Genomic DNA, 20,679 nt, shown 5'->3' on the forward strand with positions numbered 1-20,679 from the left:
CTATATATATCTTACAATAAATATATAAAATATTTAGGCTTATACCGTTTAAATTATTTCAGAAGAAACCGTGGACTGCATAAGGCTCATGGCTAAATTCATATCTTTGTTAAAAAAGAAGAATGAAATATCTGTTTATGGTGGCTTTTCTGATCTGTTCAGCATTCAGCCAGCTTTCTGCCCAGCAGACAAAAGATCCATGGAATGATAGCCAGCTGATGGATCCTGCACTTTTAGCATCAATGATTACAAAAAACAAAGCAAAAGATGTGGTGATTATTTCCGTAGGTCCTGAAGCCATAATCAAAGGTTCTGTAGATATAGGTCCGACACATGAACCGGAAAATCTTGAAAAATTAAGAAACTATCTCAAAAACGTTCCTAAAGGAAAAGAAGTGGTAATCTACTGCGGATGCTGTCCTTTCGTCAAATGTCCGAACATTCGTCCTGCCTTCAGGCTTCTTCAGGAAATGGGTTTTAAAAAGGCAAAACTTTTGAATCTTCCAAAAAAATATCAAAGTGGACTGGCTGGACAAAGATTATCCTACAAATGATTAATATGAAAGCTCTTATAACAATCTTTTCCGCATTCGTTCTGATGGGTTATACCTCTGCTCAACAGGCTAAAATAGAGGTGGGACAGCAGGCTCCTGAAATTAACCTTTCAAAAACTGATGACAGCCCATTTATTCTTTCATCATTAAAGGGTAAAGTTGTACTAATCGATTTCTGGGCTACATGGTGCGCTCCCTGCGTGGAAGAACAGCCGGAACTGAAAGTATTATATGATAAGTTTTCGGATAAAGTAAAAAATCAGGAATTTGAAATTTTAGGGGTGTCTTTAGATAAAAATAAGGAAAGCTGGCAGAAAGCCATTACCCGTTTTGAGATCAGCTGGATACAGGTAAGTGATCTGAAATTCTGGAAAAGTCCTATGGCTAAAAGCTATGAAATTGAAGAACTTCCTTTTAATGTAATTATAGATGAAAAGGGCAAAATCATCGCCAAAAACCTCCATGGCAAAGATCTTGGCAATTTCATTACCAAATATTTTGCTTCAAGATAAGTTTATCAATCTATTTGTTTAAATCATTTATTATGTCTTAATGGTTAACAAGCTTAATATAAAAAAACAGGTCGGAAAGGATTTTTCCGACCTGTTTTTATTTTCATACTCAATAAAATTTCATTTACCATCAGAGGGGCTTTTTACCGGAAATAATATTATAAAGGACTACAATAATGGCAATTACCAAAAGAATATGTACCAAATAACCGGTACTGATACCCGGTACAACATTTAACATTCCCAGAAGCCAGACAACGATACAAATAACGGCTACTAACCATAATAAATTTCTCATGACTTTAAATTTTTAATGTTATTCACTTGATTTAATGCATATTCCATGCCTTTATGAAGAAAATAATCAATAGTATTCAAAATGTGGTATCTATAATATTTTTATGTTATAAATAAAATAAGACAATCCTGGTATTTTAATTATTGTTTATTTTTTAAAATACACTACCTTAAAACTATGAAAACAAGTGCCGGAATTTTACTGTTTAAAAGAGAGGAAAATCATTTGTATTATTTTCTGGTTCATCCAGGCGGTCCTTTTTGGAAAAACAAAGATGCGGGTGCATGGTCTGTTCCAAAAGGGGAGATCATGCCTGATGAAGATCCCTTTGAACGGGCTCTGATTGAATTTAAAGAGGAAACAGGGCAAACTGTACAGGGGAAGTTCATTGCTTTACAGCCCGTTAAACAGAAAAGTGGTAAAACTGTTTATGGATGGGCTTTAGAGGGTGATCTTCAAACATCGGAACTCTACAGCAATACATTACAGATGGAATGGCCGCCAGGATCATCCAAAATGATTGAAATTCCTGAAATAGACCAATGGGAATGGTTTGAATCGAAGGAGGCTCAAAAGAGAATCAATTCTGCACAGGCTGCATTTATCACAGAACTGGAAAAAATATTGAATGAAACGGAATAAATTTTACCGTTTGATTCCTATAGACTTTAAAGCATTAACGGTCAGATAGATATCATCAAAAGCAGTAAGTGCTTCAATATCCGAAAAAGTGGTCGGTATCAAATCATTTTTATTAAAAGACAATTCGATTTCAGGGTTGTAGGATGCTTCAATCCTTACCACAGAATACCCGTTGTAAGCAATTACAAAACCTTCAAACAGGCAGTTGCGCTCCGCATTCTGATATTCGAGATATTCTTCAAATCCGGCAGCATCATTTCTTTTTACCGCATTGTGATCCAGCGATTTCCAGGAGGTATAATTTTTTGGTTCTTTCAGCACATTTCCTTTTGGATCTACGGGAACAAACATACCAAGTGTTAAAGACCGTCTTAGAAAATTAGCATAATTTTTCATCAGACGCAAAGTCTGGAGATCGGCATATCCTTCGTTAGAGTAGTACTCAATAACAAAATCTGTCATCGGAATCAGCTTGTGAGAAGCTTCAGTCGGCATAATTGGTGTTTTCTTTTCTGAAAATAAAAATAGTACTTTTATTTGCTTTACCAAACATTAATCTGCTTTGGATAAAGGAAATGATTCTGGCGTTTTAAAACGTCATGAAAATCAACAGGCATCTGCGGATATTTTATAATTTCTATCCTTTTGAGCATCCGGGACAAATTCCGCTCACTATAAAATTATACTCTTGTGCTATAAAGTCCGGAGGCAGACTGATATCTGGAACCACATTTTCAATGCACGTCACTGAATGGCATTCTTTACAGTTAAAGTGAATATGATTGTGAAAATGATTTCCTGTACTGCATTTTTTACTGCATTTTGCGAAATTCACAACCCCGTCAATATTTACAATTTTATGAATAAGACCTTCTTTTTCGAGTCTTTCAAGTACTCTGTAAATTGTTACTCTATTGCAGAGGTCTCCTAATTTTTTCTGAATATCCGGTTGCGAAAGGGCAATATCAGAATGATTAATGATATTTAGAATTTCAGTTTTAGCCTGGGTATTTCTGATTTGTTTCATTTTTTAATGCAACAAAGTTGCTTTAATTAAAAATTAATCTATACTTTTGCAACAAAGTTACACTAAGAAATTAAAATCTCCACCTTTTATGAAATCAAAAATTCTTGATGCAGTAGGAATTTCTGCAGCGGTTCTGTGTCTTATTCATTGTATTGCTTTTCCTCTGCTAATGATTATTCCATTAGGAATATCCCATAATCCTTATATTGATCTCGCTTTCCTTATTATTGGTGCCATTGTGGTTTATAGAGTCACAAAAAACATGGACAGCGGCTGGCTTAAGCTGCTTTTTTGGGTTTCCATTATCCTTATCACAATTTCTGTTCTGGCAGACTTGATCTTTGAAATCCACATTCCTTTAATTTATGCAGGAGCAGCAGGACTGATTACAGGACACATTCTTAATTTTAAAAATCATAAACATTAATAACCTATCTTTTGGGAATCAAGCAGAGTATCAGGATCTGGGCTTGCTGACGTATTTATTTCCTTTTACATAGAAGCGCCATGGCAGCAATGCATCTTCCTGGGCATAAGCAACCCCGATTCGTGGTCCTGCAGTAATATCTTCAGGAGAATACCTGATTCCCCGGTCCTCAATCCATATTTCGTTTTCAGTAAGATCTTTTTTATTAAAAGAATGGTCAATACCCAAGGCTTTGGCCGCAGATCCCGGTCCTGATGATACAGCAGGTTTAGAAACCGGCATATTGCGTCTGAGTTCCATTATTTCGGAACCGATCAGAGGTTCAACAGCTCTTATCAGTACTGCGTGAGGTTCTCCCTCAACGGAGCTTACAATATTAAAGAGATGATGAATTCCATAGCATAAATAGACATATGATATACCGCCTTTACTGTATAATGTTTCAGTACGGTCAGTACGCCGGCCTCCATAAGCATGGGAAGCTTTATCCAAGACCCCGAAATAAGCTTCAGTTTCTACAATAATTCCTGCAGTAATATCCCCGTCAATTTCCGTGAAAAGTACTTTTCCCAGAAGATCTTTAGCCAGAAAAACAACATCCTGATTCAGATAATAGGAAAGCGGCAGTTTTAAATCCATTTATTGATAAGTCTAAGCAAATTTAAACATCTGGTTTTTATTTTCAAAGCAGTTAGTTTAAGGATAGCAACTCAGGCAGCCACGGATTGGCATTAAAAGTATTGCCATCCAGTATGGTTTATATACTTTATTTAGATTTACGGCGGGCGGAAACTTTCATATCCAGCTGCTTGATATCCTGCTTCAACTCTCTGAACATTTCTTTAAAATTATAATTCTCATAATCACCAGGTTCAAAATCTTCCGGAAAAATTCCTGAAGCATACTGCCAGATCTCAACAATCTCTTCAAACGGAATGTCATAAGGCTCGTAAAATGAATTATCGGCACTTACACATATTGTATTTCCTTTTATTTCCTTAAAGCGTTTATAGGTAATTCCATCATTTAAGGTAATAAAAATATAAGTTTTCCCCGGTTTCAGGTCATTAACTCCCTCCACATATTTTCCTACGATATACGAACCGTTTCTAAATGGCGGCATAGAGTCTCCGTCTGCCGGGAAAGCTCTGTATTTTCCATTAGTAAGAAACGGCAAGGAAATTCTCTGCAGGCTTTCAATATAACCAATATCGCTGTAACCTTCAAGATAGCCCATTGATGCTTTCTGCGGAATAATTTCAATAGTATCATTTCCCAGCTCATCCACAGCTACAGGCAGGACGATTCTGTTGTCCGGAAGCTTCAGCATATCCTCAACAGGGTACCTGGAAATATCTACAGAGACCAGAAGATCCAGGCTGATATGAAAATATTTGGAGATTTTTATAAGAAGTTCGATAGGAGGCTCAGATATATCATTTTCGTATTTGGAATACCGCACACGGGAAATGGTAAGTTCATTAGCTACAAATTGTTGGGAGAGATTTCTTTTATCTCTTAAAAAGCGAATATTGCTTGAAAAAACCGACATTGATACAAAATATATCAACAAAAATACAAATTTAGAATAAAAACAGGTCAAAATCTTCAAAGCAAACAAAAAAAATTACATCAATACAGTTTAAAAAATTTAAAATTTTACAGGAAGTTAAAATTACAGGGAAAAATTAATTTCATAATTACATCTTGTAAATTGTTCATTTTCATTAAAATAAGAAAAATAAGTCAAATAATGACATATTTACAAAATATCATTTATATTAACGAAATATTAAACAATAAACATTTTTAATTATTTTTTATTGAAAATTATTCCACATATTATAATTATTATTATCTTAGTGATGTAATAATCATACAAATTTTATATCATGAAAAACTTTAAAAAATTGAACAGAAACGAATTGAAAACTATTTCAGGTGAAGGAATCTTTGATAACATCGGTGGTGTTATCGGCGGACTTGGCGGAGTAGTTGGTGGAGTAGTAGGCGGCGTAGGCACTATCGTTGGTGGTGTAGTTACCGGAGTAGGCAGTACAGTTGGTGGTGCAGTAAATGCTACAGGTACCCTTGTAGGCACTACATTATGCAACGTACAGTGCGTAATAAACGGAGTAGTACATATTCAGGTACTTTCTTGCGGATCTACTTGCTAGACCAAACAAAAATTAAAAGTGTACCGCTCTGAAAAGAGCGGTTTTTTTGTGCTCTCAAACTGAATATTTATTTCAAGAATGAGTAAATGGCAATTATTTACAATTAATATCACAACATACTGTATATCAATTACTGACGATTTTTGACAGAAAGTCAATAAGTATTGAGAGGCTGATTTTTTGAGAATCTTTCATGACAATTATAGATTTGCCCTACCAAGAATGTAAATCTAAAAAACACTTTGTTATGAAAAGTAAAATTATTAAGCTCATGCTTCTTTTTCCAAGCATCACTTCATTCGCTCAAGTAGGAATCAATACGCCTACGCCTACAAGCACACTGAGTGTAAACGGTTCTTTTGCAACCTCTTATTCGGAGACCAATTCCACGAATTATACAATAGGTGCCACACAACATGAAATTACCTGTACCAATACCGGATCAACCTCTCCACTCTGGACTTTACCTGTTCTGGCTACCGGAACCGCCAATATACAGGGAAGAGAATACCTGATAAGGAATGCGTCCGGAAATACCCTTACATTAAAGGGCAACGGATCTGAATTGATTGACATTGCCGGAACAGGCAGCAATACCGTATCCATACCTCACGGTTATACCGGATTTGTAAAAAGTACCGGCGGTATTTCTCCTACAGGAACCACCTGGGCCTTTTCAATGATAGGAACTCCGGGAGGGGCCCTATTATCCCTGCAGTATTCCAAGGTGACAGTAAGCCCTATCAATACCAGTACACCAGTTAATTCTGTAGTAACGATCGGAAATTTAAAGGTAAGATTCAATGCGACAATTCCTACTACCTCAGGAGTTATAGAATATCAGCCCATTGTAAACAATCATATTACGGTACTTTATCACAAAGGTGGTTCTGGGGCTACGAATAATGAATTCTGGGGTACCAACACCGCTGTTACAGGAACATGGTACAGAATGCCGGGCGGCCAGAATACCGACTGGAATTTATCCCAGGTAAATAGGGATATCGGTTATGCTTACATTGTATTGCACAACTCAAAAGAAGTGTATAGAGTAACTGCTAATGTAAATGCAGATATTTCGGCAAGCGGCTCAGTTCCCGCAACACCATCTTCCGTAACATTATTTGTTGAAAAATTAGATTAAGAGAAAAAAACACTTAAGCCCAGTCTTTAAGCTTCAGTTCCTGTATAGAAAAAACATTTGAAAATTTAAAATTATAAATAGTGAATTTAAAAGAGATAGACATTGGCCACATGATAATGTCAAAGGTTGGGGAAATGAATATAACCACACAAAGGATCTGTAATTTTTTTGGTTTAGATGAAAATAAAATAATTGCCATGTACGAAGAAAAATCTATAGATACCGACTTACTGTTAAAATGGAGCAAGCTGCTGGAATATGATTTTTTCAGGCTGTATTCCCAGCATATGATTTTATACTCGCCACCCAATCCCGTTAATGGTAGAAAGCGATCAGAAAAATCAGTCTTACCTCAATTCAGAAAGAATCTCTACACAAAAGAAATTATTGATTTTATTCTGGAGCTTATAGAATCCGAAACCAAAAGCAAGAAGCAGGTGATAGAGGAGTATAAAATACCTAAAACCACTTTATATAAATGGATCAGCAAATACAAAAAACCGAATGAAAAATAATGACTCCACCGGATTACAGAAAAATATACCAGGATATGATTGCATTAAAATACCCTGAAAAAAAAGAAATATGCAGGGAGATTTTATCAAAAGCTGACCTGACAGGTCTGGACATAATAAAACTTAATCACTTAATTTTCGGATCGACAAGTAAAAGCAGTTTTCTATCTAATCAGAAGCACCGTTCGTATGATGAATCTTCAATATTGGAAATTCTTGCTTTTCAGAAAAAAAACGGCCACTCCAATACTTATGTAGCCAAGCATTTTAAACTGAGCAGAAATACAATTGCCAAATGGAAAAAAAAGTATGCACTTTCTCAGAATCTTACTGATTTCACATAAAACACAAATGATCAACAGCAGAGTTGATCTGCAACCAGGAAGGTTAAAACACAACATGAGTAAGCCGGCAGTTTTTTAACTCCGGCTTTTATAATTCTTGAAAAGCTTAAAGTTTATTAATCCAGATATACAAACTGGTATCCTGAGGGATATTCAGTTTTTTACGTAAACGGTACTTTCTGCTGTCTACAGAATTTATCGAAGTCCGCATATAATTGGCGATTTCCTTAGTCTGGATATTCAGTTTAAGATATACACACATTTCGAGATCTAATGGTGTCAGTTCGGGGAACTCCAGCAATTTTCTGTATAATTCCGGAAATGCATTCTGGAAAACCACAAGCAGATGCTTATCATTACGTTTTGCCATTTCCAGTAGCAGCAGAAGTTTATCGCCAGCCGAAGCATTGTCTTCTTTATATTTATCGGGCTGCTCAGCTGAAAATTGTCTTTTCTGTAATTTTTTCCGGTAGAAATAGATTATGATGATGGCAAACAATATTAGCAATATAATGAGAACCGGTAAAAAAAGTGATGAACTTTTCTGTTTTTGTACTGTTACTGCTTTTTTATCTATTTTCCCCTGCGTTATTAAGGCCGATTGATCAATTAATGTAAGGCTGTCAGTCAGCTTTTTACTTTTTTCAAGGTAATAAGCCTGCATTTTGTAATCATTTACCTTTTTGTAATATTCTATGATTTTGGGATAAATGATTATCAGCAGCCGCGGAAAATTATTGCCTTTCGAGAGCTGCATTGTTTTATTCCAGTATTCCAGAGCCTTTTGGTCATTTCCCTGTTCAAATTCCTGGTTTCCCCTGAAAGCATATAAACCAGCTATAAATCTTTTGTCACCTTCTGCAGCTAAAATTTTCTCTGCCTGGTCATAATATACATTAGCTTCTTTGTGATTGCCATTTTGATGGTATGCAGTCCCCAGCATCCGGACGATCTGGCCCAGAGCCTTATTTTTAGCTTTAAAACTATTGGGTGCTTTCTGTATCTCAGAGTAACTTTTTTTGGCAAAGTACAAAGTGGAGTCTTTATAACCTGCATTTGGATAAGCCTCATCCGCAAGTATCGCATAATCCTGTAGATCACTATATATAAGAGCTTTACGAAAATGCAGTGTATCTTCGTATTTTATCTGATCAACACCTTTAAGAGCCCTGGAAAAACTGATCCGGGCTTCATCAAAGTTTCCCGCCTCTGCCAATGCCCTGGCTTTTATCTGCAAAAGAAAAGAATAGTATTCATAATTTTTTAACTCTTCCGCTAAAGGGAGAGCCTCTGCTATTGATTTCAAAGCTGAGTCGGTATCTGAACCATTTCCATATATCAGTGCATAATCCAGAAGCGCCTCAAGCATTCCTCTCTTATAACCGGCATCTTTGGAAAGAGTGTACAGCTCACCACATAACGACAATAGTTTTTTCTGGCCTAATTTCTCATAAGCATCTTTTGCATCGATCTGCTTTTTCAAAGTCTCAATCTTTTGTTTAGAAAAATTTTGTGACCACAGAATCAGCGGAAAGAATAAGAAAATAAACAGCCTGGTTTTCATGAAGGAACGTTGTTTTTCCAAAATTAATAATTTAAATCAGAGTAGTATGTTATAAATTTTAATGTAAGGAAAACTATTTCAAGATAATATTCACTTTTATATATGAATTCAAAATTTCTTCAAAATTGAATGTATAAATTAGCTAAATGAAAATCCTGATTATTGAAGACGAAAAAGAACTGGCAAAAAGCATCTCCGAATATCTTTCCGGAGAAAATTATCTTTGTGAGTTTGCGGCAACATTCAATGAAGCAACGGATAAAATACAGGCTTTTAATTACGACTGCATCTTGCTTGATATTATGCTTCCTGACGGAAACGGGCTCACCATTTTAGAAGAACTGAAAAAGCAGAATAAACAGGATGGCGTTATCATTATTTCTGCAAAAAATGCTTTGGATGATAAAATAAAAGGATTACAACTGGGGGCTGATGATTATCTTACCAAACCCTTCCATCTTTCCGAATTGATGGCCAGAATTTATTCCATTATCCGCAGGAAACAGTTTAATAATTCAAATACCATAAAGCAGAATGAATTGCAGATTGATCTTCTGGCGAAATCAGTAAGCATTAATAATAAAGCGATTATTCTGACAAAGAAAGAGTTTGATTTACTTATCTATTTCATCGGAAATAAAAACAAAGTAATCTCCAAAAGTACATTGGCAGAGCATCTTTCCGGCGATTTTGCAGATATGCTGGATAATCATGATTTTGTATATGCCCATGTAAAAAATCTAAAGAAAAAACTATATGATGCCGGATGCGAACATTACCTGAAAACGGTATACGGAACCGGATATAAATGGGAAAGCCACTAAATACCTGTCTATGAAACCATTATTAAGCAAAACAACAAAACCGTTTATTATTTATGTCCTTATTATTCTGGCTATAAGTATTCCGGTATATTATTTTGTAGTTGATGCAATCTGGAAAGGTGAACTGGACGAACACAATACAACGATAGCAGAAAAAACGGCTTATGAATTTAACAGCCTAAAACTTTCTGATTCAGAATTAGAAAAAAGTATTACGCTCTGGAACAAAATCCAGCCAGGAACGGATATTGAAAAAATCCCGGATAATTATCTAAAGAAAGACTCATTTTTTACTGTTGACAAGCAAAAAACCTTTGTATCCCAACCGGAAATCGAACGTTACAGATGTTTGAAAAAAGTAGTCTATATCAATAAAAAGCCTTTTCTTTTTACTATAGAAACCAATATTGAAGAATCCCAGGAAACCGTTGCTGCAATTGCTTTAATAACTATTTTTTTCTTCATCCTTATTGTCGTCGGGTTACTATTTTTAAATAAAAAGCTTTCAACTTCGATCTGGCTGCCATTCCGGAATACCTTAGATCAGCTTAAAACATTTAACCTGAACAACCAGACCAAAATTGAGTTTGCTAAAACAGATATTACGGAATTTGAAGAACTTAACCTGTCTTTAGGCAAACTGATTGAGCATAATGTTTCGGCATTTAAAACCCAAAAAGAATTTACGGAAAATGCTTCCCATGAATTACAAACCCCTTTAGCAATTCTGAAAAACAAACTGGATATTTTATTGCAAAATGAAAATCTGACAGAAAAACAATACCAGATAGCAGAAGAAATGAACAGGGCATTAACGAGAAGCTCCAGAATCAATAAGAATCTCTTGTTATTGGCCAAAATTGACAACAGCCAGTTTGATAAAACCGAAACGATTCAACTCGATGAGCTGCTGCATCAAAGTATGGAAATATTCCAGGAACATTTTGAGCAGAAGAATATTTCGGTCAGTAAAAACATTTTGCCTGGTATAAACATAAGCGGAAACAGAAGCTTAACAGAGGTTCTGATCAACAATCTGATACTGAATGCAATCCGGCATACTCCGGCTAATGGATCAATTTCAATTAAATTGGGAAGTTCACTATTTGAAATAGCCAATTCAGGAACAGAAAAATTAAATACAGATCTGTTGTTCAAAAGATTTTCAAAGTTATCTTCAGACAGTAGCGGAAGCGGCCTAGGGCTTGCTATTATCAAAGAGATATGTGCATTTCATCAATGGGCAGTTTCTTACAGGTTTGAAAAAAACCAACATATTTTTTCTGTGAATTTCTAAAATCCATTAATCCATTTCTTATCTAAAACAGTTCATAAGTATTTACTGAACAGCCTTTCACCTTTTTTTCACTCATTACAGCCATTCTAAATTTCTACAAAATTACCTCCGAAATTTGTAAGAAAAAATATGAAAATGCTGAATAAAGTAGCAAACATAACCATCCTGTTCTGGCTGATGAAAATAACAGCAACTACTTTAGGTGAAACCCTGGGAGATTTCATTTCCATGACACTTAATCTAGGCTATACTGTTGGAATAGGAATCACGCTCTTATTTTTCATCATTATTATTTCCATACAGCTGAATGTAAAAAAATACATCCCAATAGTTTACTGGATGGTCATTGCAGCCACTACAACACTTGGAACGGAAATTTCTGATTTTATAGACAGAACCCTTAAAACAGGTTATCTGACTGGAAGTTTAATATTGGTAAGCGGACTTTTAATGACCCTTTTTTTATGGTACAGAAAATACAATAATCTCAAAATATATCCGGTTTTTGAAAGGACCAAAGAAATCTATTACTGGGCTGCCATTCTTTTTTCCAATAGCCTGGGAACCGCATTTGGAGATTTTCTGAGTGATAATCTAGGGTACAGTTATCTGGCCGGAGCCGTTATAACGGGCGTCATAATACTTGTGGTTGTTTTTCTTCACTATTTCACAAAAATCAATCATGTTTTACTGTTCTGGATTGCTTTTGTTTTTACCAGACCATTCGGAGCCACTTTCGGGGATTTTCTGACCAAACCTGTTGTAAAAGGAGGATTAAATCTAAGCACTTTATATGCATCATTGGTTTCCTTGGCTCTTTTGCTTCTGATGATCATTATTACCCATCAAAAGCAAAAGAAAGAAAGAGAATGGATTCGGTAGAATTCAAAATTTCTTCTAAATCATTCCCCAATATTGTATGATCATTTAAAGATTAAATAAAATGAATAAAATAAGGCTCTTATTTTTTTTAATGACATTTTCTGCTCTCTCTTTTGCCCAGCAGGCAACAGGTATAACCGTTTCCGGCATTGTTAAGGATAAAACAAACAAATCAGCCCTGTCGTATGTAAATATACTGGCAAAAACTGAAAAAGATACAGCATTTGCTGCCGGAACCATAACCAATGAAGAGGGCAGATTTTCACTAACCAATGTAAAGCCCGGAAATTATAAACTGGAAATTTCTCTTTCAGGGTATTATTCCCAAAATCAGCCTCTTTTCGTCGGAAATCTTTCTGAGTTTCTGGAAATCCCGGCCATAGAACTTGAACAGAATCAGAACCAGACGGAAACAAAAATTGAAGAAGTCGTTGTATCGGCTTCAAAAAAGAATGAAATAAGTAATCAGCTCGATAAAAAAACATATTCTGTTGCAGAGAATATCAGTCAAAGCGGCGGATCTGTTTTACAAAGCATGCAGAATTTACCCGGAGTTACGGTTCAGGACGGAAAAGTACAGCTTCGCGGGAATGATAAAGTAACAGTTTTAATTGATGGTAAACAGACTGCACTCACAGGCTTTGGAAGCCAGTCAGGACTGGATAATATTCCGTCTTCTGCCATTGATAAAATTGAGATCATCAACAATCCTTCTTCAAAATATGATGCAAACGGAAATGCAGGAATCATCAATATTATCATGAAGAAAGACAAGCAAAACGGCCTGAACGGAAAGATTGGTTTTACTTATGGAACAGGCTCTTACTGGGTAAGAAAAGAAAACCTTCCGACGATAAGACCTCAGTATACGATTACTCCGAAAATTAATCCATCAATTTCGCTGAATTACAGAAAAAATAAAGTCAATGTTTTCCTTCAGGCTGATAATCTATATACACAAACCCTTAATAAGAATGAATTTGTAACCAGAACATATGATGACGGAACCATCATTCATTCACAGTTAAAAAGAAACAGAAATACAAATTACCTGACCACGAAAGCCGGAATCGACTGGAATATAGATACTCGGAATACTTTAACCGTTTCCGGACTATACGGAAGTGAGAAAATCACAGATCACGGAGACCAGCCTTTTTTCAATGGAGATCTATCGCAACGTCTGCGATTATGGCAGTTTTTGGAAGATGAGCTGAAAACAACCGTAATGGGAACAGCCTCTTATCAGCATAAGTTCAAAGAAGCAGGACATGTATTGAATGCCGGATTTAATTATACATTTCACCGGGAAAATGAAAAATATTTTTATGACAATTATCTGCCCAATTCAACCGGAACAGATGCCTTCAAATTGTTATCCGATGAACAGGTTTATGATTTTAATGTTGATTACATCAAACCTTTGAAATATGGCCGCATCGAGACAGGAATCAAATTAAGGAACAGAAGCATTCCTACCAATATGAATTTTATCCCGGGAGCCAATTCCGTTTTAGATGTTAATGCAGGAGGTTGGGCAACGTATAAGGAATTAATTCCCGCAGTTTATGGAAATTATATTTTCGAAAATGAAAAATGGGAAGCCGAGCTTGGAGTAAGGCTGGAATATGTGAAAGTTCAATATAATGTTAATCCCAATCATCCCACCTATAAAAGCGACAGTTACAATTATACGCAGCCTTTTCCCAATCTGAGGCTGGCTTATAAACTTAACGGTCATAATAAGTTATCCCTGTTTTATAACAGAAGGGTAGACCGCCCTAATGAAGTAGATATCAGGATTTTTCCGAAATATGATGATGCGGAAATCATTAAAGTCGGAAACCCGCAGCTGAGACCTCAGTTTACCAATTCTATTGAGTTGGGACACAAATATAACTGGGATAACGGCTATCTGTATTCAGCACTATATCACCGTTTTGCAAACGGGACAATTACCAGAATTTCAAGCATCATTCCGGAAAGCACTTTGATCTACGCCATATTCCAAAATGCAGGAAAAAGCTATAATTCAGGATTGGAAATGATCTGGAACCAAAAGGTGTCGAAAGTATATTCTTTTAATATCAATGGAAATATCTACAGAAACCAGATCAATGCATTTTCGGTGGAAAATCTTTATCCGCAGCCGGCTATATTCTCTGCAAACCGAGAAACAGCCATTTCAGGGAACATAAAACTGAACAATACTTTTAAAATATCTAAAGATCTGAATGCACAGCTTACTGCTGTTTATCTGGCGCCTGATATAATTCCTCAGGGGAAAACAGGTTCAAGATTTTCAATGGATTTAGGAGTAAAAAAAGTAATTCAAAATGGCAAAGGAGAAATATTCCTGAACGCAACTGATTTACTGAATACAATGGTTATCCGGAAACAGATTCAGGGAAACGGATTTTACTATGCCAGTAATGATTATTATGAAACACAGGTCATCAGACTGGGATACAGTTATAAATTTTAAATACATAAGACCATGAAAAATTTATTAGAAGCTGTAAGCAATTATATGATATTATTTCTTTCGGAAAATCTTTCAGATCAGCTTTCTTTTCACAATATCGGCCATACTTATGAAGTAGTAGGTGCTGTAAGAGAAATTGGCTCACAAATGCATCTTTCTGAAGAGGAAATGAATATTTTACAGGTTTCAGCATGGTTTCATGACTGCGGATATGCAAATACATACACCGGCCATGAAGATGAAAGCAAAAGGACAGCAAAGAATTTTCTGGAGAATTCCGGATGCAGCAGAGATTTTATTGAAGCCGTTTTAAAATGTATAGAGTCTACAAAGTACCCTCCAAACCCTGCTTCATTACTGGAAAAAGTAATGTGTGATGCAGACATGTATCATTTAACCCAAACCGATTATCCAAAGTACAGTAAAGCAATACGCCAGGAATTTGAAACTTATCTCGGTCTGGTTTATACAGATGAAGAATGGCAGGCAAAAAACTGTAATTTCCTTATAGAACATCAATATTTTACAGATTACGGGCAGAAAATTTTAAGCAGGTTTAAAAATGTTAATATTCAATTGTCTCAATATTCAAAGCTATGATACCGAAACCCTATAAAAAAATTGTTCCCAGTCTTTTTGTTTTAATTTTATCTTACGGAAGAGTGGCTGCACAAAGCAACAGTGATACAATCCAGCTCCACGAGAGTACAAAAGACAGTACGGTTATATTAAATACCGAAAAAGAACGTTTTAATTATAAAAGATTAATCATTCCCACTGCGTTTATTGGGTATGGAATTGCCAGTTTAACGGTGAAAGATTTAAAACAGCTGAATTTTTCTACCAGAGACGAAATCAATGAACATAAGCCGGATCATATCAGGCTGGATAATTATACACAGTTTGCACCTGCAGCTTTAGTGTATGGTTTGAATGCATTTGGTGTAGAAGGGAAGCACAATTTCAGAGACAGAACAATAATCTACGGAACTTCAATGCTGATAACCTCTGCCATCACAATTCCTTTAAAACATATTGTAAAAGAGGAGAGACCCGATCAGTCGAATAATTTATCATTTCCTTCGGGGCATACGTCAATTGCTTTTGCTTCCGCACAGTTTATGTTCAGGGAGTACAAAGATACCAATTTCCTCCTGGGAATTTCCGGATATTCCCTGGCTGTATTTACAGGAATCTACAGAATGCTGAATGATAAACACTGGGTAGGGGATGTAGTGGCAGGAGCAGGTTTCGGTATTCTTTCTACCGAATTAGCATATTGGTTATATCCTAAAGTCAACAGTATGCTGGGTGGGAAAAACAAAAATACGGCTACAATGGTAATGCCTTTTTATCAGAATAAAAGTATAGGAATCGGTTTGGTTAAAACTTTTTAAGTTAATCTCAAAAAATAAGGATATGTGGTTCTATTATGCGTTACTTTCAGCTTTATTTGCTGCATTTACAGCTATTTTTGCCAAAATAGGGGTGTCTAATATTAATTCTAATCTCGCCACTGGAATCAGAACAATTGTCATTCTTGTACTTGTATGGAGCATTGTATTTGTAAAAGGAGAAGCAAAAGACATTGATTCATTATCAAAAATCAATATTATTTTTCTTGTTTTATCAGGAATTGCAACCGGATTATCCTGGTTATTTTATTTTAAAGCATTACAGATTGGAAATGTTTCACAGGTTGCGGCCGTAGATAAGCTAAGTGTAGCAATAGCTATAATTCTGGCTGTATTATTTTTCAAAGAAACGCTGACATTAAAAACCATAATCGGGGCTTTATTAATCATCAGCGGAACTATTTTACTGGCTTTAAAATAAGCATTTGTAGCCCTGCCTACTTTAATTGTTCATTTCAAACCATACTCAATATTTACACATTACAAAATCACAATAAACACAATAATAACGCATTATACTTGAATTAAACATCAACATAATGTGAAATAAATAAATATTCAGTTAAATAATTTCATATATTAGTATTCAAAACTAAACCAAAATCATGAAATTATGAACAATGAAAATTTTAGCACTCTCGAGCTGCTGCACAAACAATTCAGGTATCCTTTCCCAACGTTAAAAAATCCCAATGCTGAGCAATTACAGGATATTACCGAAAACCAATGGATTGATGGGGAATACCTGTGGCTTTATGAAAAAAATCCTGATCTTCGCAAAAAATACAAGAAAACCAAAACTGCCCATATTGCTGCCCAATGGTTTCCCACCGCATCACCTGAACGGTTCAGGCCTATCTGCAGACTGATGTTGTGGACATTATATAATGATGATCTTTATGAAGAAAGTGAGCCTGAAGCTATAGGCCATGTACATGCCCAATCCATTGCAATACTGAACGGCGAAATAAGTGCTGAAGAATCGGGGATACCTCTAGGTCCAATGCTTGCTTCCTTAAGACAGGAACTGCTGCAGTTTATTCCGCAGGAATCCATTTTCCGCTTTGCACAGATGATCAGCAGGTATTTTACAGGATTAGAAACCGAGCTGAAATATAAGAAAAACAAAACTTATCCCAGTGTAGCGGAATGTATTGCTTTACGCGAAAATTCCATATGCCTTTATCCTTTTTTACAGCTTACAGAAGTGGAAACCGGAATTATCCTGCCTAAAGAAATTCACGAGCATCCGGTGATCCTTCGTTTACAGGCACTGGCCTGCCATCTGGTTACTTTTTTCAATGAAGTTCAATCTGTATTGAAAGATGAGGCAACAGGCAGTATATACTACAATATCGTAAAGGTAATCCAGCACGAGCACCAAATGTCCCTGAAAGAAGCCTGTCTTGAAGACCTGCGCCTGCATAATGAAGACCTGAAAGAATTTATAGAGCTGCAGGCTTCGCTGCCTGACTTTGGAATCTGGCAGGATGCCGTTGTCAACTGGATACATTATATGAGCATGGTTCTAAGCGGCTGGAAAAATATATCCACAAAACTTGACCGTTACAATGCTATGGAGTTTCCAAATGCGACCGAACTCAAGGAAAAATTGAATCAAATATAAAAACAGTAAAAAAACATAAAATAATAACCATTCAAACTAAAATATTAAAACAACATGAAACCAGAAGAATATAATTCAAACGATTACCTTCCACGCGGTCATTATCCCTGGCCCGACCTTATTAATCCACATGCAGAACAGATGGGGAAGGATATGGACGGGTGGATTGATAATGATTACACCTTCCTCACAGAGAAGCAACGCAAAATATACAAGAAAATGAAACTGCATATGTGTACTGCACGTATGTGGCCCGATCTAACTTATGAGCAGACCATTCCCTGCAACAGATTCATGCTTCAGTATGTTGCGCTTGATGACCAGGTGGAAAATTCGTCTCTGGAGGAAATCCAGCAGCTGCGGATTCGTTGTGTGGATATTCTCAAAGGTGCTCAGCCAAAACAGGAAGAAAATGCACTTTATCACCATATGGCGCTGATAAGGGATGAATTCCGTGCTTTTATGCCTGATATATGGGTTGAGCGTTTTATTTACTATTTTTATCAATCTTTCAGATACGGGATTGAGCTGGAATACCCTTATAAAATAGCACAACGTCCGCCATCACTCACACTTTTCAAAACCATCCGCGAATATTCTGTTCTTATGCGTCCATATCTGATCTTGGGCGAGATTGAATCCGGTCTTGTTCTTCCTGAGCATATTTTTGAGCATATTGTCGTTCAAAAAATGATATCTCATATGACCTTGGTGGTCGCATGGCAAAATGATATTCATTCTCTGCCAAAAGAAATGGCGAAAGGGACGGAGGTTTTTAATCTGGTCTTCGTATTGCAGCAGGAATTTAATCTCTCATTGGAGGAGGCCTGTTCGCAGGCATTCCGTATTCATAATGAAGAATTGGCAAAACTGCTTGCTTTACACGCTGAATATCGTGAGTTTGGTGAATATCAGGAGCATGTGGATCAATTTGTTTATTATGCAGGAGTCGGACTTCAGGGAGTAAATTCTTTTTATCTGGAAACAGAAAGATATCAGCATGGAGGAACAGGTTTTGCCTGGCCGGAAACCCGTAGTGATATGAAAACATAAAGGAACTATTGAACTCTCGGTAAATAATATATTTACTGAGAGTCTTTTAATGAACTATCTAAAATTCAATAGTTTATTTGTAATAGAGTAGTTGTTTAATAAAAATGTTAAACTAATATTAAAAACCATCAAATCATGAACACTGAAAATTTTAAACAAAAAAATGTTCCCATTTTACAATATCCTTGGCCTTATGAAATTGGCCCTTTCTCCCAATCGTTTTATGAAGAAGAATGTAGCTGGATTGATACTGACTATCAGTTTATGTCTGAGACTACAAGGTCAAAATATAAAAAGCATGGTCTTGCAGAAGCAGCATCATTTATGTTTCCAGCAGCAAGCAGCAAAGAACAACTCCGGCCTATTGCCAGATTTATGGTATGGCTTACATTATATGATGATTATCACGAAGTATGTCCAGTAAATGAACTCGCAGGTATTAGAGATCATATTATGGATGTCATGATGGGGCAGAAACCCAGACCTGATGATACAGGGTTGATAAAACAAGTAGCTTTAAGCAGGCAAGAGTTTCTTCCTTATGTTAATGATGATTGGTTTAAACGCTGGGCTAAAGATTTTCATGATTCCACTACGTATGGTATTATGGAAGAGACTCCTTACAAGTTGAAAAAAGAATTCCCAACGTTAAATAACTTACTTCTTATCCGGGAATATTCTATTTCAATGTATCCTTATGGCAATTCTGTTGAACCTTCTATCAATTATATTGTTCCAAATCATATATCAGAACATTCCGTTATCAGAAGATTAAAAATGCTCATGTGCCGTATTATGGCAATCCAAAATGATTTTGCTTCAATAGAAAAAGAATTAGCTGTTGATACAGAGGTTCTCAATATTATCCTTGTAATAAGAAATCAGTATAAAATTTCAATAGAAGAAGCTTGTACTGAAGCAATGCGTCTCCACGATAATTATGTGAAAGAATTTGTAGAATTACAAACTAATCTTCCAAATTTTGGACTACATCAAAAGAATATAGAACGTTTTGTCCATAATATGTCTTTGATGATTTCCGGTTTAGAGGCATGGTATCATAAAGGGAGGACAACACGTTACAAAGTTCCTGGTGAATTTCCGAAGCCTGAATATAGAACGTCTATTTAAATATTAAGCTTTTAATTAATATGGTTAAGTAAATCTTGCACATATTAATTTAACATAATATAAATTATAGGATTTATTTAAATCCCGCTCTTCCGAAGAAGATACCTGTCCATTTAGCTCCAAAACTTCCTTTCCAGATATTCTTTTACAACTTCTATAAATTCTTCTTTTGTCATATAACGTTCCAGAAATTCTTCCAGACTTCCTTCATTTTCAATTTCCTGAAAATAAACTTCATGATCTGTACTGTAAACCGTTGGGTTTTCCTGATCAGGATCTGCAAGGCATACAAAATAATGATCAGGATATCCGTATGAATAAATAATGCAGATAAAATCCATTTCCTGGCCCTGTACAATTTCCCGGATTTCTTTTTCATCTACAAGCCCCTCAAGCTCTCCGAAATCTTCTGAATTTTCTTTAAACGGCTCAAACAACCAATTTTTATAAAAATCCTGACCATAAGGCTTTTCGTGATCAGAAAAATATTCGTCCAACAGATTTCTGTAAAAAACCTCGGAACTGTTGATATAAAGCTCTTTATTTTCTTCATAAAACTGATCGATCCCGTAAACGTCCCATTCCTTATCATACAGATGATGGCTGAACTTTATACTTTGCCAGTTCTCCGCAAAAGTCTTGTCAGCGCTTATTCCCTCTGTATTAGCGCCTAAGCTTTTGAGCTTTGTTATTATTGTTTTATACATTATGTTAAATAGATGCTTTTACCTTAAATTTAAACAAAATTCCGGCAACTAAGC

At 35.8% G+C, this 20,679-nt stretch carries 25 protein-coding genes; 18 read left to right on the forward strand and 7 right to left on the reverse strand.

The features are described from left to right. The first annotated feature begins 122 nt into the window (after window positions 1–122). Window positions 123–554: a rhodanese-like domain-containing protein gene (locus tag ACQWU4_RS01860; RefSeq protein ID WP_429934064.1), complete on the forward strand. Its 432-nt coding sequence runs from the start codon at window positions 123–125 to the stop codon at window positions 552–554. A gap of 5 nt (window positions 555–559) precedes the next feature. Continuing rightward, window positions 560–1,066 (forward strand): TlpA family protein disulfide reductase, encoded by a 507-nt coding sequence (locus ACQWU4_RS01865; RefSeq protein WP_429934065.1) that lies wholly within the window; start codon window positions 560–562, stop codon window positions 1,064–1,066. Between the two features lie 130 nt (window positions 1,067–1,196). Here the strand turns inward: ACQWU4_RS01865 and ACQWU4_RS01870 are convergent, their stop codons facing one another. Further along, window positions 1,197–1,364 (reverse strand): lmo0937 family membrane protein, encoded by a 168-nt coding sequence (locus ACQWU4_RS01870; RefSeq protein ID WP_429934066.1) that lies wholly within the window; start codon window positions 1,362–1,364, stop codon window positions 1,197–1,199. Window positions 1,365–1,541: 177 nt separating this feature from the next. Between ACQWU4_RS01870 and ACQWU4_RS01875 the strand changes: the two genes are divergently transcribed. Next, a complete protein-coding gene (locus ACQWU4_RS01875) occupies window positions 1,542–2,006 on the forward strand; it encodes an NUDIX hydrolase (protein ID WP_429934067.1) in 465 nt (154 codons plus the stop codon). 3 nt (window positions 2,007–2,009) lie between these two features. Here the strand turns inward: ACQWU4_RS01875 and ACQWU4_RS01880 are convergent, their stop codons facing one another. Beyond that, window positions 2,010–2,501 (reverse strand): hypothetical protein, encoded by a 492-nt coding sequence (locus ACQWU4_RS01880; protein ID WP_429934068.1) that lies wholly within the window; start codon window positions 2,499–2,501, stop codon window positions 2,010–2,012. Between the two features lie 142 nt (window positions 2,502–2,643). After that, window positions 2,644–3,033, reverse strand: a complete 390-nt coding sequence (locus ACQWU4_RS01885) for a Fur family transcriptional regulator (protein ID WP_429934069.1) — start codon at window positions 3,031–3,033, stop codon at window positions 2,644–2,646. An 88-nt stretch (window positions 3,034–3,121) separates the two neighbouring features. Between ACQWU4_RS01885 and ACQWU4_RS01890 the strand changes: the two genes are divergently transcribed. Beyond that, the gene (locus ACQWU4_RS01890) at window positions 3,122–3,460 is read left to right on the forward strand and encodes a MerC domain-containing protein (RefSeq protein ID WP_429934070.1); all 339 of its coding nucleotides are present in this window, start codon (window positions 3,122–3,124) and stop codon (window positions 3,458–3,460) included. 30 nt (window positions 3,461–3,490) lie between these two features. Here the strand turns inward: ACQWU4_RS01890 and ACQWU4_RS01895 are convergent, their stop codons facing one another. Then, complete coding sequence (locus ACQWU4_RS01895; RefSeq protein WP_429934071.1) at window positions 3,491–4,099, reverse strand: DNA-3-methyladenine glycosylase; 609 nt, start codon at window positions 4,097–4,099, stop codon at window positions 3,491–3,493. A 127-nt stretch (window positions 4,100–4,226) separates the two neighbouring features. Next, window positions 4,227–5,012 (reverse strand): XRE family transcriptional regulator, encoded by a 786-nt coding sequence (locus ACQWU4_RS01900; protein ID WP_429934072.1) that lies wholly within the window; start codon window positions 5,010–5,012, stop codon window positions 4,227–4,229. A 340-nt stretch (window positions 5,013–5,352) separates the two neighbouring features. On the opposite strand from ACQWU4_RS01900, the gene ACQWU4_RS01905 reads away from it, so the two are divergent. The 4 genes from ACQWU4_RS01905 to ACQWU4_RS01920 all read left to right on the forward strand — a co-directional run bounded on the left by ACQWU4_RS01905 (window position 5,353) and on the right by ACQWU4_RS01920 (window position 7,640). Then, window positions 5,353–5,637 carry a bacteriocin-like protein gene (locus tag ACQWU4_RS01905; protein ID WP_429934073.1) on the forward strand — a complete coding sequence of 95 codons (285 nt, stop codon included), beginning with the start codon at window positions 5,353–5,355 and terminating at the stop codon, window positions 5,635–5,637. A gap of 247 nt (window positions 5,638–5,884) precedes the next feature. Further along, window positions 5,885–6,781 (forward strand): hypothetical protein, encoded by an 897-nt coding sequence (locus ACQWU4_RS01910; protein WP_429934074.1) that lies wholly within the window; start codon window positions 5,885–5,887, stop codon window positions 6,779–6,781. Window positions 6,782–6,978: 197 nt separating this feature from the next. Then, window positions 6,979–7,296, forward strand: coding sequence for a transposase (locus ACQWU4_RS01915; RefSeq protein WP_429934075.1), 318 nt, complete (start codon window positions 6,979–6,981; stop codon window positions 7,294–7,296). Then, window positions 7,296–7,640, forward strand: coding sequence for a helix-turn-helix domain-containing protein (locus ACQWU4_RS01920; RefSeq protein ID WP_429934076.1), 345 nt, complete (start codon window positions 7,296–7,298; stop codon window positions 7,638–7,640). Before ACQWU4_RS01915 ends, ACQWU4_RS01920 begins: the two co-directional genes overlap by 1 nt. Before the next feature lie 106 nt (window positions 7,641–7,746). On the opposite strand, the gene ACQWU4_RS01925 is transcribed toward ACQWU4_RS01920, so the two are convergent. Next, a complete protein-coding gene (locus ACQWU4_RS01925; protein ID WP_429934077.1) occupies window positions 7,747–9,204 on the reverse strand; it encodes a tetratricopeptide repeat protein in 1,458 nt (485 codons plus the stop codon). Window positions 9,205–9,350: 146 nt separating this feature from the next. On the opposite strand from ACQWU4_RS01925, the gene ACQWU4_RS01930 reads away from it, so the two are divergent. The 10 genes from ACQWU4_RS01930 to ACQWU4_RS01975 all read left to right on the forward strand — a co-directional run bounded on the left by ACQWU4_RS01930 (window position 9,351) and on the right by ACQWU4_RS01975 (window position 19,918). Continuing rightward, a complete protein-coding gene (locus ACQWU4_RS01930; protein ID WP_429934078.1) occupies window positions 9,351–10,028 on the forward strand; it encodes a response regulator transcription factor in 678 nt (225 codons plus the stop codon). Window positions 10,029–10,038: 10 nt separating this feature from the next. Next, entirely contained in the window at window positions 10,039–11,325 is a 1,287-nt protein-coding gene (locus ACQWU4_RS01935; protein ID WP_429934079.1) for a sensor histidine kinase, read from the forward strand. 135 nt (window positions 11,326–11,460) lie between these two features. Then, window positions 11,461–12,207 carry a COG4705 family protein gene (locus ACQWU4_RS01940; RefSeq protein ID WP_429934080.1) on the forward strand — a complete coding sequence of 249 codons (747 nt, stop codon included), beginning with the start codon at window positions 11,461–11,463 and terminating at the stop codon, window positions 12,205–12,207. A gap of 91 nt (window positions 12,208–12,298) precedes the next feature. Beyond that, on the forward strand, window positions 12,299–14,692 hold the full coding sequence (locus ACQWU4_RS01945; protein ID WP_429934081.1) for a TonB-dependent receptor domain-containing protein: 2,394 nt from the start codon (window positions 12,299–12,301) through the stop codon (window positions 14,690–14,692). A 12-nt stretch (window positions 14,693–14,704) separates the two neighbouring features. Then, window positions 14,705–15,292, forward strand: a complete 588-nt coding sequence (locus tag ACQWU4_RS01950) for an HD domain-containing protein (RefSeq protein ID WP_429934082.1) — start codon at window positions 14,705–14,707, stop codon at window positions 15,290–15,292. Then, window positions 15,289–16,089 (forward strand): phosphatase PAP2 family protein, encoded by an 801-nt coding sequence (locus ACQWU4_RS01955; protein ID WP_429934083.1) that lies wholly within the window; start codon window positions 15,289–15,291, stop codon window positions 16,087–16,089. The genes ACQWU4_RS01950 and ACQWU4_RS01955 overlap by 4 nt, the downstream gene beginning before the upstream one ends. A gap of 22 nt (window positions 16,090–16,111) precedes the next feature. Beyond that, window positions 16,112–16,528, forward strand: coding sequence for an EamA family transporter (locus tag ACQWU4_RS01960; RefSeq protein WP_429934084.1), 417 nt, complete (start codon window positions 16,112–16,114; stop codon window positions 16,526–16,528). 192 nt (window positions 16,529–16,720) lie between these two features. Then, window positions 16,721–17,734: a terpene synthase family protein gene (locus ACQWU4_RS01965; RefSeq protein ID WP_429934085.1), complete on the forward strand. Its 1,014-nt coding sequence runs from the start codon at window positions 16,721–16,723 to the stop codon at window positions 17,732–17,734. 219 nt (window positions 17,735–17,953) lie between these two features. After that, window positions 17,954–18,787, forward strand: a complete 834-nt coding sequence (locus ACQWU4_RS01970; protein WP_429934086.1) for a terpene synthase family protein — start codon at window positions 17,954–17,956, stop codon at window positions 18,785–18,787. 135 nt (window positions 18,788–18,922) lie between these two features. Then, a complete protein-coding gene (locus ACQWU4_RS01975) occupies window positions 18,923–19,918 on the forward strand; it encodes a terpene synthase family protein (protein WP_429934087.1) in 996 nt (331 codons plus the stop codon). 113 nt (window positions 19,919–20,031) lie between these two features. Here the strand turns inward: ACQWU4_RS01975 and ACQWU4_RS01980 are convergent, their stop codons facing one another. After that, window positions 20,032–20,625, reverse strand: a complete 594-nt coding sequence (locus ACQWU4_RS01980) for a hypothetical protein (RefSeq protein ID WP_429934088.1) — start codon at window positions 20,623–20,625, stop codon at window positions 20,032–20,034. Between the last annotated feature and the right edge of the window lie 54 nt (window positions 20,626–20,679).

It is taken from the genome of Chryseobacterium sp. MIQD13 (assembly GCF_050496705.1).
GTDB lineage: Bacteria > Bacteroidota > Bacteroidia > Flavobacteriales > Weeksellaceae > Chryseobacterium.

Excerpts from the sequence above, each read along its gene's own strand:
- ACQWU4_RS01860 (WP_429934064.1), top strand. The coding sequence starts at position 123 with ATGAAATATCTGTTTATGGTGGCTTTTCTGATCTGTTCAGCATTCAGC.
- ACQWU4_RS01865 (WP_429934065.1), top strand. The coding sequence starts at position 560 with ATGAAAGCTCTTATAACAATCTTTTCCGCATTCGTTCTGATGGGTTAT.
- ACQWU4_RS01870 (WP_429934066.1), bottom strand. The coding sequence starts at position 1,364 with ATGAGAAATTTATTATGGTTAGTAGCCGTTATTTGTATCGTTGTCTGG.
- ACQWU4_RS01875 (WP_429934067.1), top strand. The coding sequence starts at position 1,542 with ATGAAAACAAGTGCCGGAATTTTACTGTTTAAAAGAGAGGAAAATCAT.
- ACQWU4_RS01880 (WP_429934068.1), bottom strand. The coding sequence starts at position 2,501 with ATGCCGACTGAAGCTTCTCACAAGCTGATTCCGATGACAGATTTTGTT.
- ACQWU4_RS01885 (WP_429934069.1), bottom strand. The coding sequence starts at position 3,033 with ATGAAACAAATCAGAAATACCCAGGCTAAAACTGAAATTCTAAATATC.
- ACQWU4_RS01890 (WP_429934070.1), top strand. The coding sequence starts at position 3,122 with ATGAAATCAAAAATTCTTGATGCAGTAGGAATTTCTGCAGCGGTTCTG.
- ACQWU4_RS01895 (WP_429934071.1), bottom strand. The coding sequence starts at position 4,099 with ATGGATTTAAAACTGCCGCTTTCCTATTATCTGAATCAGGATGTTGTT.
- ACQWU4_RS01900 (WP_429934072.1), bottom strand. The coding sequence starts at position 5,012 with ATGTCGGTTTTTTCAAGCAATATTCGCTTTTTAAGAGATAAAAGAAAT.
- ACQWU4_RS01905 (WP_429934073.1), top strand. The coding sequence starts at position 5,353 with ATGAAAAACTTTAAAAAATTGAACAGAAACGAATTGAAAACTATTTCA.
- ACQWU4_RS01910 (WP_429934074.1), top strand. The coding sequence starts at position 5,885 with ATGAAAAGTAAAATTATTAAGCTCATGCTTCTTTTTCCAAGCATCACT.
- ACQWU4_RS01915 (WP_429934075.1), top strand. The coding sequence starts at position 6,979 with ATGTACGAAGAAAAATCTATAGATACCGACTTACTGTTAAAATGGAGC.
- ACQWU4_RS01920 (WP_429934076.1), top strand. The coding sequence starts at position 7,296 with ATGACTCCACCGGATTACAGAAAAATATACCAGGATATGATTGCATTA.
- ACQWU4_RS01925 (WP_429934077.1), bottom strand. The coding sequence starts at position 9,204 with ATGAAAACCAGGCTGTTTATTTTCTTATTCTTTCCGCTGATTCTGTGG.
- ACQWU4_RS01930 (WP_429934078.1), top strand. The coding sequence starts at position 9,351 with ATGAAAATCCTGATTATTGAAGACGAAAAAGAACTGGCAAAAAGCATC.
- ACQWU4_RS01935 (WP_429934079.1), top strand. The coding sequence starts at position 10,039 with ATGAAACCATTATTAAGCAAAACAACAAAACCGTTTATTATTTATGTC.
- ACQWU4_RS01940 (WP_429934080.1), top strand. The coding sequence starts at position 11,461 with ATGCTGAATAAAGTAGCAAACATAACCATCCTGTTCTGGCTGATGAAA.
- ACQWU4_RS01945 (WP_429934081.1), top strand. The coding sequence starts at position 12,299 with ATGACATTTTCTGCTCTCTCTTTTGCCCAGCAGGCAACAGGTATAACC.
- ACQWU4_RS01950 (WP_429934082.1), top strand. The coding sequence starts at position 14,705 with ATGAAAAATTTATTAGAAGCTGTAAGCAATTATATGATATTATTTCTT.
- ACQWU4_RS01955 (WP_429934083.1), top strand. The coding sequence starts at position 15,289 with ATGATACCGAAACCCTATAAAAAAATTGTTCCCAGTCTTTTTGTTTTA.
- ACQWU4_RS01960 (WP_429934084.1), top strand. The coding sequence starts at position 16,112 with ATGTGGTTCTATTATGCGTTACTTTCAGCTTTATTTGCTGCATTTACA.
- ACQWU4_RS01965 (WP_429934085.1), top strand. The coding sequence starts at position 16,721 with ATGAACAATGAAAATTTTAGCACTCTCGAGCTGCTGCACAAACAATTC.
- ACQWU4_RS01970 (WP_429934086.1), top strand. The coding sequence starts at position 17,954 with ATGAAACTGCATATGTGTACTGCACGTATGTGGCCCGATCTAACTTAT.
- ACQWU4_RS01975 (WP_429934087.1), top strand. The coding sequence starts at position 18,923 with ATGAACACTGAAAATTTTAAACAAAAAAATGTTCCCATTTTACAATAT.
- ACQWU4_RS01980 (WP_429934088.1), bottom strand. The coding sequence starts at position 20,625 with ATGTATAAAACAATAATAACAAAGCTCAAAAGCTTAGGCGCTAATACA.